11 protein-coding genes are annotated in these 13,064 nt (G+C 71.1%); 10 read left to right on the forward strand and 1 reads right to left on the reverse strand.

The window, feature by feature from the left end; all coding sequences use genetic code 11:
* Nucleotides 1-290: 290 nt before the first annotated feature.
* The 7 genes from AB0J68_RS13620 to AB0J68_RS13650 all read left to right on the forward strand — a co-directional run bounded on the left by AB0J68_RS13620 (nucleotide 291) and on the right by AB0J68_RS13650 (nucleotide 7,045).
* The gene (locus tag AB0J68_RS13620; protein ID WP_363938577.1) at nucleotides 291-1,262 is read left to right on the forward strand and encodes a Rossmann-like and DUF2520 domain-containing protein; all 972 of its coding nucleotides are present in this window, start codon (nucleotides 291-293) and stop codon (nucleotides 1,260-1,262) included.
* Entirely contained in the window at nucleotides 1,259-2,107 is an 849-nt protein-coding gene (gene panC / locus AB0J68_RS13625) for a pantoate--beta-alanine ligase (RefSeq protein WP_363938579.1), read from the forward strand. The genes AB0J68_RS13620 and panC overlap by 4 nt, the downstream gene beginning before the upstream one ends.
* A 44-nt stretch (nucleotides 2,108-2,151) precedes the next feature.
* Nucleotides 2,152-2,580 (forward strand): aspartate 1-decarboxylase, encoded by a 429-nt coding sequence (panD, locus tag AB0J68_RS13630; RefSeq protein ID WP_355064958.1) that lies wholly within the window; start codon nucleotides 2,152-2,154, stop codon nucleotides 2,578-2,580.
* Between the two features lie 96 nt (nucleotides 2,581-2,676).
* Nucleotides 2,677-3,573 (forward strand): septum formation family protein, encoded by an 897-nt coding sequence (locus AB0J68_RS13635; protein WP_363938584.1) that lies wholly within the window; start codon nucleotides 2,677-2,679, stop codon nucleotides 3,571-3,573.
* A 108-nt stretch (nucleotides 3,574-3,681) separates the two neighbouring features.
* A complete protein-coding gene (locus AB0J68_RS13640; RefSeq protein ID WP_363938586.1) occupies nucleotides 3,682-5,376 on the forward strand; it encodes an L-aspartate oxidase in 1,695 nt (564 codons plus the stop codon).
* Complete coding sequence (nadC, locus tag AB0J68_RS13645) at nucleotides 5,373-6,269, forward strand: carboxylating nicotinate-nucleotide diphosphorylase (protein WP_355064962.1); 897 nt, start codon at nucleotides 5,373-5,375, stop codon at nucleotides 6,267-6,269. The genes AB0J68_RS13640 and nadC overlap by 4 nt, the downstream gene beginning before the upstream one ends.
* 17 nt (nucleotides 6,270-6,286) lie before the next feature.
* A complete protein-coding gene (locus tag AB0J68_RS13650; protein WP_234587497.1) occupies nucleotides 6,287-7,045 on the forward strand; it encodes a type III pantothenate kinase in 759 nt (252 codons plus the stop codon).
* A 38-nt stretch (nucleotides 7,046-7,083) separates the two neighbouring features.
* On the opposite strand, the gene AB0J68_RS13655 is transcribed toward AB0J68_RS13650, so the two are convergent.
* Entirely contained in the window at nucleotides 7,084-7,824 is a 741-nt protein-coding gene (locus AB0J68_RS13655; protein WP_363938590.1) for a class I SAM-dependent methyltransferase, read from the reverse strand.
* Between the two features lie 90 nt (nucleotides 7,825-7,914).
* Between AB0J68_RS13655 and lysS the strand changes: the two genes are divergently transcribed.
* From lysS to AB0J68_RS13670, 3 genes are all read left to right on the forward strand, one after another.
* On the forward strand, nucleotides 7,915-9,423 hold the full coding sequence (gene lysS / locus AB0J68_RS13660; RefSeq protein ID WP_363938592.1) for a lysine--tRNA ligase: 1,509 nt from the start codon (nucleotides 7,915-7,917) through the stop codon (nucleotides 9,421-9,423).
* Between the two features lie 112 nt (nucleotides 9,424-9,535).
* Nucleotides 9,536-9,880: an Lsr2 family protein gene (locus AB0J68_RS13665; RefSeq protein WP_007466057.1), complete on the forward strand. Its 345-nt coding sequence runs from the start codon at nucleotides 9,536-9,538 to the stop codon at nucleotides 9,878-9,880.
* Between the two features lie 525 nt (nucleotides 9,881-10,405).
* On the forward strand, nucleotides 10,406-12,949 hold the full coding sequence (locus AB0J68_RS13670; RefSeq protein ID WP_354861611.1) for an ATP-dependent Clp protease ATP-binding subunit: 2,544 nt from the start codon (nucleotides 10,406-10,408) through the stop codon (nucleotides 12,947-12,949).
* Nucleotides 12,950-13,064 lie beyond the last annotated feature (115 nt).

Here is a 13,064-nt window from a genome sequence, read left to right on the forward strand (position 1 = left end):
GATCGGAGTTCTGAGAGAAGGTGAAGTCAGCGTGCAGACACTACGTCCAGCGGTTCTTTGTCGACTCCCGATCCCCGTCGCGGTCCGCGGGTGGCCGCGGTCACCGTCGCCCTTCGGGCTCGGGTCAGCAGATCTTGGACAGTTTCCGTTAGCTGCTAACGGAAACTGTCCAAGATCTGCACACGGGGCCGGTGGTGGTGAAGGTTTTCACACATGCTTGTCCCGGTTCGGCGAGCCGGGCGCATACTTGCGATCGACCGGTACCCCTTCTCGAGGACTGGATCGTCGTCATGAGCGCACCGCTGCGCCCGCGTCCGGCCGCCCAGCTTGGGCCTGCCGCACCGCGGGATTCCGCCGTCACCGGCGCCCCAACCTCCCGTCTGCTCACGGTCGGCGTCGTCGGCGCCGGTCGGGTCGGTGCCGTCCTGGGCGCCGCGCTCGCCGCCGCCGGCCACCGGGTGGTGGCTGTCGCCGGTGACTCCGGGACCAGCCGCGCGCGGCTCGCCCTGCTGCTGCCCGAGGTGCCCCGCCGCCCGGTCACCTCCGTCGCCCGCGCCGCCGCCGACCTGCTGCTGATCGCGGTGCCGGACGACGCGCTGGCCGGAGTGATCGCCGACCTCGCCGACGGAGGTGCCCTGCACCCGGGCCAGGTGGTCGCGCACACCTCGGGCGCGCACGGTCTCGCCGTGCTGGCGCCGGCCGCCGCGGTCGGCGTCCGGCCGCTGGCCCTGCACCCCGCCATGACCTTCACCGGTACGCCGGACGATCTGCCCCGGCTGGCCGGCATCTCGTACGGAGTGACCGCCCTGGCGGACCTGCGCCCGCTGGCCGCCCGGCTGGTCACCGACCTCGGTGGCGTGCCCGAGTGGGTGGCCGAGGCGGACCGTCCGCTGTACCACGCCGCGCTCGCGCACGGCGCGAACCACCTGGTGACCCTGGTGAACGAGGCGGCCGACCGGCTGCGGGACGCCGGCGTGGCCCGCCCGGAGAAGGTGCTCGCCCCACTGCTGCGGGCCGCCCTGGAGAACGCGCTACGCCTCGGCGACGACGCGCTGACCGGTCCGGTCTCCCGGGGCGACGCGGGCACGGTCGAGCGGCACCTGGCCCGGCTGGCCGCCACCGCGCCGGAGTCGGTCCCCGCGTACCTGGCGCTGGCCCGGCGTACCGCCGACCGGGCGATCGCCGCGGGCCGTCTGCGCCCGGTGGACGCGCAGCCGCTGCTCGGTGTGCTCGCCGGGACGAGCCGGGAGGTGGCGGCATGACGCAGCTTGTCCACACGCGCGCCGAGTTGGCCGAGGCCCGGGCCGCGTTGAAGGGCACCGTCGGCGTGGTGATGACCATGGGCGCCCTGCACTCCGGGCACGAGACGCTGCTGCGCGCGGCCCGGGACCAGGCCGACCACGTGCTGGTGACGATCTTCGTGAACCCGCTGCAGTTCGGGCCGAACGAGGACTTCGACCGCTATCCGCGCACCCTCGACGCCGACCTGGAGGTGTGCCGGCGGGCCGGCGCCGACCTCGTCTTCGCGCCGTCGGTGGCCGACATGTATCCGGACGGCCAGCCCCGGGTGCGCCTCGACCCGGGTCCGCTCGGCGGGGAGCTGGAGGGCGCGAGCCGCCCCGGCTTCTTCCACGGCGTGCTCACCGTGGTCCTGAAGCTGCTCCAACTCACCCGTCCCGACCTGGCCTTCTTCGGCGAGAAGGACTATCAGCAGCTCACCCTGGTGCGGCGGATGGCCCGGGACCTGGACGTCCCGGTCGAGGTGATCGGCGTACCGACCGTTCGGGAGCCGGACGGGTTGGCGCTGTCCAGCCGCAACCGTTACCTGAGCGAGCCCGATCGGGCGGCGGCGCTGAGCCTGTCCGCCGCGCTGCGGGCCGGGGCCCGGGCCGCCGACGACGGCCTGGACGCGGGGGAGGTGCTGTCCGCCGCGCACGCCGCGTTCGGCGCCGGTACGCCCGGCGCTCAGCTCGACTACCTGGTGCTCACCGACCCCGAGCTGGAGCCGGGGCCGGTGTCCGGGCCGGCCCGGCTGGTGATCGCCGCCTGGGTCGGCGCAACCCGGTTGATCGACAACGCGGCGATCCACCTCGCCCCTCGTCCCTGACCCGGCCGCACCCACCACCACTCTTTTCGCGAAAGGCGAGCCCGATGCTGCGGACCATGCTCAAGTCGAAGATCCACCGGGCCACGGTGACCCAGGCCGACCTGCACTACGTCGGCTCGGTGACGGTGGACGAGGACCTGCTCGACGCCGCCGATCTGCTCCCCGGCGAGCAGGTCGCGATCGTGGACATCACCAACGGCGCCCGGCTGGAGACGTACGTCATCCCGGGCGAGCGGGGCAGCGGCGTGATCGGCATCAACGGCGCCGCCGCGCACCTCGTACACCCCGGTGACCTGGTCATCCTGATCTCGTACGGGCAGATGGACGACGCCGAGGCCCGGTCGTACCGGCCGCGGGTGGTGCACGTCGACACCGACAACCGGGTCGTCGAGCTGGGGGCGAACCCGGCGGTGGCGGCCCCGGGCACGGCCGGCGACCCGATGCCCAACCCGTTCGCCGTGTCCGGAGTCTGATCTCGCGCGAGCCGATTCCGGTCTGTCACCGGAAGGTCATTTGCGGTTACCCTGGGCACGCTGGCGGAAGCCGGTAGGTGGCTGGGGGAGGCCGCGATGCGCCGTGCCATGACGACCCTGTTCGCCACTGCCGTCACGGCAGTGTTGCTGGTCGGCTGCGCCGGGTCCGGTGGTCTGGACGGTGACCTGACCGACGACTGGGCGGCGCCGCCACCGGCCACGGCGTTCACGCCGGCCGTCGGGGTGTGTCAGGCCGCCGACTTCGTCGAGGTGGTCACGCTGGCCGCCTACCAACCCATGGACTGCGCCGGCCCGCACCGGGTGGAGACCGTGCACGTGGGGACGTTCCCGGCCCAGCGGGCTGCCGCCCCGGCCAACGGGTCGGTGGAGCTGCGCGGCGCGTTCACGGAGTGCGACACGAGGGCCTCGGCGTACGTGGGCGACGACTGGCGGGCCGGGCGACTGCGGCTGTCGGTGGCGCTGCCCTCCGGGCCGGGCTGGGCAGCCGGTTCCCGCTGGTACCGGTGCGACCTGACCGAGCTGACGACTGTCGAGGCGGCGGCCACGGTGGTGGTCCGGTCGGGCAGCCTGCGGGACGCGTTGAAGGGGGCCTCCGGGCTGCGGTTGGGCTGCCAGCAGACCCGCGCCGGGGCGGGCCGGGGCGTGCAGACGCTGGTCCCGGTGGAGTGCGGCGGTCGGCACGACGCCGAGTTCGTCGGGGTGTGGCGTGCGCCGGACAAGCCGTACCCGGCCAAGGATGCCGACTGGGCGCCGCTCTACACCGGCTGCCGCAGCATCCTCGGCCGCTATGTCGGTGTACCGGACGACTCCGACCTGCGGTTCCGCAGCGGCGTGGTGGTGCGCCCGCCCGGTGCGGGGCGTTGGCGGGTCGGTGACCGGGGGGTCCGCTGTTACCTGTGGCTGAGCGACCGTACGGTGAGCGCGTCGTTGAAGGGCGCGGGCCCGGCCGGCCTGCCGGTGCGGACGAAGTGACCGCGGCCGACCGCTCGGCGCGGCGCGGTCCGCGCCGGACGTGGTAGCCCAAACCACTCGTTGAGCCCCCGCCTCCCTCGGCGAGGATCGTTCGGGTTGACTGGTGGGATGGACGTTCCGACGGTCGACCTGCCGGCCCTGCCCAGACTGCTGGCCGCGCCCGAGCCCGGCTGGGTGGAGACCACCGACGTGATCGTGGTGGGCTCCGGGGTGGCGGGGTTGACCGCTGCGTTGCACCTGCGCGAGGCGGGCCTGCACGTCACGGTCGTCACCAAGGTCAACATTGACGACGGCTCGACCCGGTGGGCGCAGGGCGGCATCGCCGCCGTGCTCGACCCGACGGACACTCCGGCGGCGCACGCCCGGGACACCGAGATCGCCGGAGTGGGGCTCTGCGACCCGGCGGCTGTCCGGGTGCTCGTCGAGGAGGGGCCGACCCGGCTGCGGGAGCTGATGCGGATCGGCGCCGAGTTCGATCGCCACCCCGACGGTTCGTTGATGCTGACCCGCGAGGGTGGGCACCGCGCGGACCGGATCGTGCACGCGGGCGGGGACGCGACCGGCGCCGAGGTGCAGCGGGCCCTGCACGCCGCCGTGCAGCGCGACCCGTGGATCCGGTTGGTCGAGCACGCCCTGGTGCTGGACCTGCTGCGGGCGCCCGGCGACGGCCCGGACGGGCTCGGTCCGGCCTGCGGGATCACCCTGCACGTGCTCGGTGAGGGCAGCGAGGACGGCGTCGGCGCGCTGCTGGCCCGGGCGGTGGTGCTGGCCACCGGCGGGATGGGCCAGATCTTCGCGGCCACCACCAACCCGGCGGTGTCCACCGGCGACGGGGTGGCGCTGGCGATGCGGGCCGGCGCGGCGGTGACCGACGTGGAGTTCGTCCAGTTCCACCCGACCGCCCTGATCACTCCGCCGGGCGCGGGGGTGCCCGGCGCCGGGCACGCGCAGCAGCCGCTGGTCTCCGAGGCGCTGCGCGGCGAGGGCGCGTACCTGGTGGACTCCGACGGCAAGCGGTTCATGGTGGGGCAGCACGAGCTGGCCGAATTGGCCCCCCGGGACGTGGTGGCCAAGGGCATCCACCGGGTGCTGCTGGCCAGCGGTGCGGACCAGGTCTTTCTCGACGCCCGCCATCTGGGCGGCGATTTCCTGGCCGGGCGGTTCCCGACCATCGTGGCGTCCTGCCTGGCGATCGGCGTGGACCCGGCCACCGATCTGATCCCGGTCGCCCCGGCCGCGCACTACGCCTCCGGTGGCGTCCGCACCGACCTGCGCGGCCGCACGTCGATCCCCGGCCTGTACGCCTGTGGCGAGGTCGCCTGCACGGGTGTGCACGGCGCGAACCGGCTGGCCAGCAACTCGCTGCTGGAGGGGCTGGTGTTCTCCCGGCGGATCGCCGACGACATCGCGGCCGGCCTGCCCGAGCAGGCCCAACCGGCGGACGTCGGCGCGTGGCGCGGCGGTGCGGGCTGGGTCCTGCCGGCCGGGGTGACGCCGACGCTCCAGCAGGCGATGACCCGGGGTGCCGGGGTGCTCCGGTCCGCGGCGACGCTGGCGGAGACGGCCGGGACGCTGACCGAGCTGGGCGCGGCCCGGGGCCGACCGCGGACCGCCGACTGGGAGGCGACCAACCTGCTCACGGTGGCGTCGACGCTGGTCGCGGCGGCGTACGCCCGCGGTGAGACCCGGGGTTGCCACTGGCGGGAGGACTTCCCGACGGCCGACGAACGGTGGCTGGGCCACCTGGTCGGGTCGGTCGGGGCGCAGGGCCGGGTGACGGAGCAGTGGGAGGGGAAGCCATGACGGGGTCGACAGAGGCGGCGTTGCGGGCGACCGGGCTGGACCCGGAGCAGGTGCGGCGGGTGATCGAGACCGCGCTGGTCGAGGATCTGGGGCCGGGTTTCCTCGACGTCACCAGCGTGGCGACCATTCCGGCCGAGCAGACCGACACCGCCGACCTGGTGGCCCGCGCCGACGGCGTGGTGGCCGGGCTGGCCGTGGCCGCCGCCGTGTTCGAGCTGGTGGGCGAGGTGACCGGCTTCGGTCGTACCGTCGAGGTGTCGGTGCTGGCCCGCGACGGTGAGCGGGTGGCCCGCGGCGACGTGCTGGCGACGGTGACCGGCCCGACCCGGCTGCTGCTGACGGCCGAGCGGACGGCGCTCAACCTGCTCTGCCGGATGTCCGGGGTGGCCACCCACACGCGTGCCTGGGCGGACGCCCTGGCCGGCACGAAGGCGATGGTGCTGGACACCCGCAAGACGACGCCGGGCCTGCGGGCGCTGGAGAAGTACGCGGTGCGAGCCGGCGGAGGCACCAACAAGCGGATGGGCCTCTACGACGTGGCCATGATCAAGGACAACCACAAGCTGGCGGCCGGAGGCATCACGGCGGCGTACCGGCGGGTCCGGGAGGCGTTTCCGGAGGTCCCGGTGCAGGTCGAGGTGACCACTGTCGCCGAGGCGGTGGAGGCGGTGGAGGCGGGCGCCGACTTCCTGCTCTGCGACAACATGACCCCGGAGGTGTTGGCCGAGGCGGTGACCGCGGTGGGCGACCGGGCGGAGCTGGAGGCGACCGGCGGTCTGACCCTGGAGGTGGCGGGCCGGTACGCGGCCACCGGCGTCGACTTCCTCTCGGTGGGCGCGTTGACCCACTCGTCGCCGATCCTGGACATCGCGCTGGACCTGCGTACGGAGTAGTTGTCTAGGCTGCGTGCGTGCTGCTCTGCATCGACATCGGAAACACCAACACCGTGCTGGCGACCTTCGACGGCGACAAGCTGGTGCACTCCTGGCGGATCAAGACCGATGCCCGCTCGACGGCGGACGAGTTGGGCCTGATGTTCCGGGGTCTGCTCGCCGGGGACAACGTCGAGATCACCGGCGTGGCCGCCTGCTCCACGGTGCCGGCCGCGCTGCGGTCGCTGCGGACCATGCTCGGCCGCTACTACGCGGACCTGCCGAGCGTGATCGTCGAGCCGGGCGTGCGGACCGGGGTGCAGCTGGCGATCGACAATCCGAAGGAGGTGGGTGCCGACCGGGTGGTGAACACGCTTGCCGCGTTCACCCTCTACGGCGGGCCGTCGATCGTGGTGGACTTCGGCACCACCACCAACTTCGACGTGATCAGCGGTCGGGGCGAGTTCCTGGGTGGGGCGTTCGCCCCGGGCATCGAGATCTCCTTCGACGCGCTGGCCGCCCGTGCGGCCCAGCTGCGCAAGGTCGAGGCCACCAAGCCCCGCTCGGTGATCGGCAAGAACACCGTGGAGTGCCTCCAGGCCGGTCTCTACTTCGGGTTCGCCGGGCAGGTGGACCGGATCGTCGAGCGGATGACCGAGGAGTTGGGCGAGGTGAAGGCGGTGATCGCCACCGGCGGTCTCGCCTCCCTGGTGATCAACGAGTGCAGCACCATCACCCACCACGAGCCGATGATCACGCTGATCGGCCTGCGGATGGTCTACGACCGCAACCTGTGAACGCCGGCCGCCGTCGAGGCCGGCCTCTGTGCGGGGCTTCAGCGCCGCCGGGCCCGCAGCACGATCGTGCGGTACGGCAGCTCGACGGTTTCCCGCCCGGCCAGCTCGGGATGGCCCGCGAACAGGTCGCGCAGTTCCCGATCGATGCGCGCCCGCCGCTCGGGTGGGGCGGTGAGCCAGTACGAACGGGTGTGCAGCATCGCGACCACCTCGTCGGGTGTGAGCGTCGTGTGGTGCGTGAACTCGCCCAGCTCGACAGGTGTGAACGCGGAGCCGAAGTCCTCGTACCGTCCGACGACGTCGCCAGCGTTGTCACCGAGGTGGGCGATCCGACCCAGCTCGGCCACCCACGCGACCCGCTCGTCCCGCATGTTCCAGATCGGGGCGAACGTCCCACCCGGCCGGAGCACCCGCGCGATCTCGGCGTGCGCCCGCTCCCGGTCGAACCAGTGGTACGCCTGCCCCACCACCACGGCGTCCGCGACCCCGTCGGGCAGCGGCACCGACTCGGCGCCGCCGGCCAGCGCGGTGACGCCGGGGGTGGCGGCGTCCAGTTGGGCGCGCATCTTGGGGTCCGGCTCCACCGGGGTCACCTGGTGGTCGAGGGCGAGCACTCCCCGGGTGAGAATGCCGGTGCCGGCGCCCAGGTCGACAACCTGGGCGGAATCGCCCAGCCCGTCGAGCGCCCACCGCACGGCTGCCACCGGATAGCGGGGTCGAAACCGGTCGTAGTCGGCCGCCGCCGCCCCGAACGAGAGGGCCTGAGTGTGATCCGCCATGGCGGGCAGGTTATCCGGTAACGACCACCTGAGGGCTTGAGTACGCTCGGGCCTGACCCCGCCGACAATCCTTCGTTGAGGAAGCGTGCCGTGACCGAGCAGAACGCCGTGCCAGTTGACCCCGCCGACGACCTTCCCGAGCAGATGAAGGTCCGCCGGGAGAAGCGGGACCGGATGCTCGCCGAGGGTGTGGAGCCGTACCCGTTCGGTTTCCCCCGGACCAGCACGCTCGCCGAGATCCGCGCGAAGTACGCGGATCTGCCCACCGACACCGCCACCGGCGACGAGGTCTCGGTCACCGGCCGGGTGATCTTCGTACGCAACACCGGCAAGCTCTGCTTCGCCACCCTGCGCGACGGCGACGGCACCGAGTTGCAGGCCATGCTCTCCCTGGACCGGGTCGGTCCGGAGCGGCTGGAGGCCTGGAAGCGCCTCGTCGACCTGGGCGACCACGTCGGCGTGACCGGTGAGGTGATCACCAGCCGCCGGGGCGAGCTGTCCGTGCTCGCGCAGCGGTGGGAGATGACCGCCAAGGCCCTGCGGCCGCTGCCGGTGGCCCACAAGCCGCTCTCCGAGGAGGCTCGGGTCCGGCAGCGCTACGTCGATCTGATCGTCCGGCCGCAGGCCCGGCAGATGGTCCGCACCCGGGCGGCGGCGGTGCGTAGCCTGCGCGATTCACTGCACGGCCAGGGCTTCATCGAGGTGGAAACTCCGATGCTGCAACTCCTGCACGGTGGCGCGGCGGCCCGACCTTTCGTGACCCACAGCAATGCGTTGAGTACCGATCTGTATCTGCGAATCGCTCCGGAACTGTTTCTGAAGCGCGCGGTCGTTGGTGGTGTGGACCGCGTCTTCGAGATCAACCGCAACTTCCGTAATGAGGGCGTCGACTCCTCGCACTCACCGGAGTTCGCGATGCTGGAGACGTACCAGGCGTACGGCGACTACGACACGATGGCCGAGTTGACCCGCAATCTCGTGCAACAGGCGGCGATCGCGGTCAGCGGCTCGACGGTGGTGAGCCATGCCGACGGGCGGGAGTTCGACCTGGGCGGCGAGTGGCGATCGGTGACCCTGTTCGGGGTCCTTTCCGAGGCGCTCGGCGAGGAGGTCACGGTCCGCACCGAACGTTCCCGGCTGGTGGAGTACGCGGACAAGGTGGGATTGGCCGTGGACCCGAAGTGGGGCCCGGGCAAGCTCGCCGAGGAACTGTTCGAGGAACTGGTCGTCCCCGGCCTGCAGGCGCCCACCTTCGTACGCGACTACCCGGAGGAGACCAGCCCGCTCACCCGGGCGCACCGCAGCGAGCCGGGGCTGGCCGAAAAGTGGGACCTCTACGTTCTCGGCTTCGAGCTGGGCACCGCGTACTCCGAGCTGGTCGACCCGGTGGTGCAGCGGGAACGGCTGGTGGCCCAGGCGCAGCTGGCCGCCCGTGGCGACGACGAGGCGATGCGTCTCGACGAGGACTTTCTCCGGGCCATGGAGTACGGAATGCCGCCGGCCGGGGGTATGGGAATGGGAATCGACCGGCTGTTGATGGCCCTGACCGGCCTCGGAATTCGGGAAACGATCCTCTTCCCGTTGGTCCGCCCGGAGTAGTCGTCCGCCGACTCCCAGCGAGTCGTAACGGCATCCTATTGACGGGGCGAGCAGCACGGGGGTTATTGTGCTCTCGTTAGCAGGAGCGCCCTGCTCGAAAGGAATGTGGGACGTGGCCAAGCAGATCATTCACAAGCTGGTCGATGACCTGGACGGTGGGGACGCTGACGAGACCGTCAAGTTCGCGCTCGACGGTGTTCAGTATGAGATCGACCTGTCCGGCGCCAACGCCGCGAAATTGCGCGACGTATTCGCGCCGTACGTCGGTGCCGGCACCAAGGTGGGTCGCGGTGGCGTGGTGATCGGTGGGCGGGCCGCCCGCGGTCGCGGTGGCGCCACCGCCGACCGGGAGCAGAACAAGGCGATCCGGGAGTGGGCCAAGAAGGCCGGCAAGGACATCTCGGACCGGGGCCGTATCCCGCAGGAGATCGTCGACGAGTACCACGCCAAGCGCTGATCCGTTCAGCTGACCGGTGGCAGCCGCCACCGCAGGGCGACACCGACGCCGGGCCGGAGCATTCTCCGGGCCGGCGTCGCCGTATCCGCGCCCGGACGGGCCGGTCGGAATGTTTCCCGGGCCGACCGGCGTTATCCACAGGCAGTGGAGTAACTATCCACAACCTGTGGACAACTTCCCGAAAGGGTCGGGTCCGGCCAGTCCGCAGGCTGCCAGATCGGCGCTCGCTTTCTGCGATCCGCCCCTGGAGGCCGTCAGAGACCCTCCCCGGGCCCTGTGGAGCCTTCCGTGGGGTCGGTCGGATTTCGCTCTGCGCGTAGCGCCAGGGGTACCGGAACACCTCCTGAGCGCGGACGGTTGTGCAAAACGACGTGGAACTGACCCAGACCGGAGAGACACGACCTCAGCCGAGTCGGTCAGCGACGATAGAGTAAGGAGGCACGGACGCCCGTCCTGGACGTTCGTGCACCGGCCCCGCCGAGATCTAGACCATCAAGGCGCACGGCACGTGAGGAGCACGAGGGCATGTTCGAGCGGTTCACCGACCGAGCGCGACGGGTTGTCGTCCTGGCCCAAGAAGAGGCCCGGATGCTCAACCACAACTACATCGGTACGGAACACATCCTGCTGGGCCTGATCCACGAAGGTGAAGGCGTCGCGGCAAAGGCCCTGGAGAGCCTCGGCATCTCCCTGGAGGGCGTCCGCCAGCAGGTCGAGGAGATCATCGGCCAGGGCCAGCAGGCGCCGAGCGGGCACATCCCGTTCACGCCGCGGGCCAAGAAGGTGCTGGAGCTGTCGCTGCGCGAGGCGCTGCAGCTCGGCCACAACTACATCGGCACGGAGCACATCCTGCTCGGGCTGATCCGCGAGGGTGAGGGCGTCGCCGCCCAGGTGCTGGTCAAGCTCGGCGCCGACCTCAACCGGGTCCGCCAGCAGGTGATCCAGCTGCTCTCCGGCTACCAGGGCAAGGAGCCCGCCGCGGCGGGTGCCGCGCCGGGTGAGGCCGCGCCGTCGACCAGCCTCGTGCTGGACCAGTTCGGCCGCAACCTGACCCAGGCCGCCCGTGAGGGCAAGCTCGACCCGGTCATCGGGCGCGAGAAGGAAATCGAGCGGGTCATGCAGGTGCTCTCCCGCCGTACCAAGAACAACCCGGTCCTGATCGGTGAGCCCGGCGTCGGTAAGACCGCCGTGGTGGAGGGGCTTTCCCAGAAGATCATCAAGGGCGAGGTGCCCGAGACTCTCAAGGACAAGCAGCTCTACACGCTCGACCTCGGTGCGCTGGTCGCCGGTTCCCGCTACCGCGGTGACTTCGAGGAGCGCCTCAAGAAGGTGCTCAAGGAGATCCGCACCCGCGGCGACATCATCCTGTTCATCGACGAGATCCACACCCTGGTGGGTGCGGGTGCCGCCGAGGGCGCGATCGACGCCGCGAGCATCCTCAAGCCGATGCTGGCCCGTGGTGAGCTGCAGACCATCGGCGCCACCACCCTGGACGAGTACCGCAAGCACCTGGAGAAGGACGCCGCTCTCGAGCGCCGGTTCCAGCCGATCCAGGTGGGTGAGCCGTCGCTGGCGCACACCATCGAGATCCTCAAGGGCCTGCGCGACCGGTACGAGGCGCACCACCGGGTGAGCATCACCGACGCCGCTCTGGTGGCTGCGGCGACGCTGGCCGACCGGTACATCTCCGACCGCTTCCTTCCGGACAAGGCGATCGACCTGATCGACGAGGCCGGCGCCCGGATGCGGATCCGCCGGATGACCGCGCCGCCAGACCTGCGTGACTTCGACGAGCGCATCGCCCAGGTGCGTCGCGACAAGGAGTCCGCGATCGACGCGCAGGACTTCGAGCGCGCCGCCCAGCTGCGCGACAAGGAGAAGCAGCTCCTCGGCCAGAAGGCTCAGCGGGAGAAGGAGTGGAAGGCCGGTGACCTGGACGTCGTCAGCGAGGTTGACGACGAGCAGATCGCCGAGGTGCTCGGCAACTGGACCGGCATCCCGGTCTACAAGCTGACCGAGGAGGAGACCTCGCGCCTGCTGCGCATGGAGGACGAGCTGCACAAGCGCGTCATCGGCCAGGAGGACGCGGTCAAGGCGGTCTCGAAGGCGATCCGGCGTACCCGGGCCGGCCTGAAGGACCCGAAGCGCCCGTCGGGCTCGTTCATCTTCGCCGGCCCGTCCGGTGTCGGTAAGACCGAGCTGTCCAAGGCGCTCGCCGAGTTCCTCTTCGGCAGCGAGGACGCCCTCATCCAGCTGGACATGTCCGAGTTCCACGACCGGTACACGGTGTCCCGCCTCGTGGGTGCTCCTCCCGGCTACGTCGGCTACGACGAGGGCGGGCAGCTGACCGAGAAGGTGCGGCGTCGGCCGTTCTCGGTGGTCCTCTTCGACGAGATCGAGAAGGCCCACCCGGACGTGTTCAACACGCTCCTGCAGATCCTGGAGGACGGTCGGCTCACCGACGGTCAGGGCCGGATCGTGGACTTCAAGAACACGGTCATCATCCTGACCACCAACCTGGGCACCCGCGACGTGGCCAAGGCGGTGTCGCTGGGCTTCCAGGCGTCGGAGGACTCCGAGTCCAACTACGACCGGATGAAGCAGAAGGTCAACGACGAGCTCAAGCAGCACTTCCGGCCTGAGTTCCTCAACCGGATCGACGACACCATCGTCTTCCACCAGCTGCGCCAGACCGAGATCCTCTCGATCGTGGACATCATGATCCAGCGGATCGAGTCGCAGCTGCGCAACAAGGACATGGGTCTGGAGCTGACCGACAACGCCAAGAAGTACCTGGCGGCGAAGGGCTTCGACCCGGTGCTTGGTGCCCGTCCGCTTCGTCGCACGATTCAGCGCGACATCGAGGACAACCTCTCCGAGCGGATCCTCTTCAACGAGCTGACCCCCGGTCAGATCGTCGTGGTGGACTGCGAGGGCGACCCGAACGACATCGACAAGTCCAAGCTCGTGTTCCACGGTGCGGACAAGCCGGTCGAGGTTCCGGACGCCGTCCCCGCCGACCTCGGTGGCACCGCCGCCGGCACCGCCGCGGCGAGTGCCGACGAGTAGCACGACCAGCAGCAAGGGGCGGGGCCCCGGATGATCGGTGAGTTGGCGGTCCGCCGGTTTCCGGCGTTGACCGTCTCCACCCCGCGTACCGAGGTGCGTCGGCTCACCGCGGCGG

It is taken from the genome of Micromonospora sp. NPDC049580 (assembly GCF_040675595.1).
In the GTDB taxonomy this organism is placed as follows: Bacteria; Actinomycetota; Actinomycetes; order Mycobacteriales; family Micromonosporaceae; genus Micromonospora.

Coding starts and splice junctions, on each gene's coding strand:
- AB0J68_RS13620 (WP_363938577.1), top strand. CDS start 291: ATGAGCGCACCGCTGCGCCCGCGTCCGGCCGCCCAGCTTGGGCCTGCC.
- panD (WP_355064958.1), top strand. CDS start 2,152: ATGCTGCGGACCATGCTCAAGTCGAAGATCCACCGGGCCACGGTGACC.
- AB0J68_RS13670 (WP_354861611.1), top strand. CDS start 10,406: ATGTTCGAGCGGTTCACCGACCGAGCGCGACGGGTTGTCGTCCTGGCC.
- AB0J68_RS13640 (WP_363938586.1), top strand. CDS start 3,682: ATGGACGTTCCGACGGTCGACCTGCCGGCCCTGCCCAGACTGCTGGCC.
- AB0J68_RS13635 (WP_363938584.1), top strand. CDS start 2,677: ATGCGCCGTGCCATGACGACCCTGTTCGCCACTGCCGTCACGGCAGTG.
- nadC (WP_355064962.1), top strand. CDS start 5,373: ATGACGGGGTCGACAGAGGCGGCGTTGCGGGCGACCGGGCTGGACCCG.
- panC (WP_363938579.1), top strand. CDS start 1,259: ATGACGCAGCTTGTCCACACGCGCGCCGAGTTGGCCGAGGCCCGGGCC.
- AB0J68_RS13655 (WP_363938590.1), bottom strand. CDS start 7,824: ATGGCGGATCACACTCAGGCCCTCTCGTTCGGGGCGGCGGCGGCCGAC.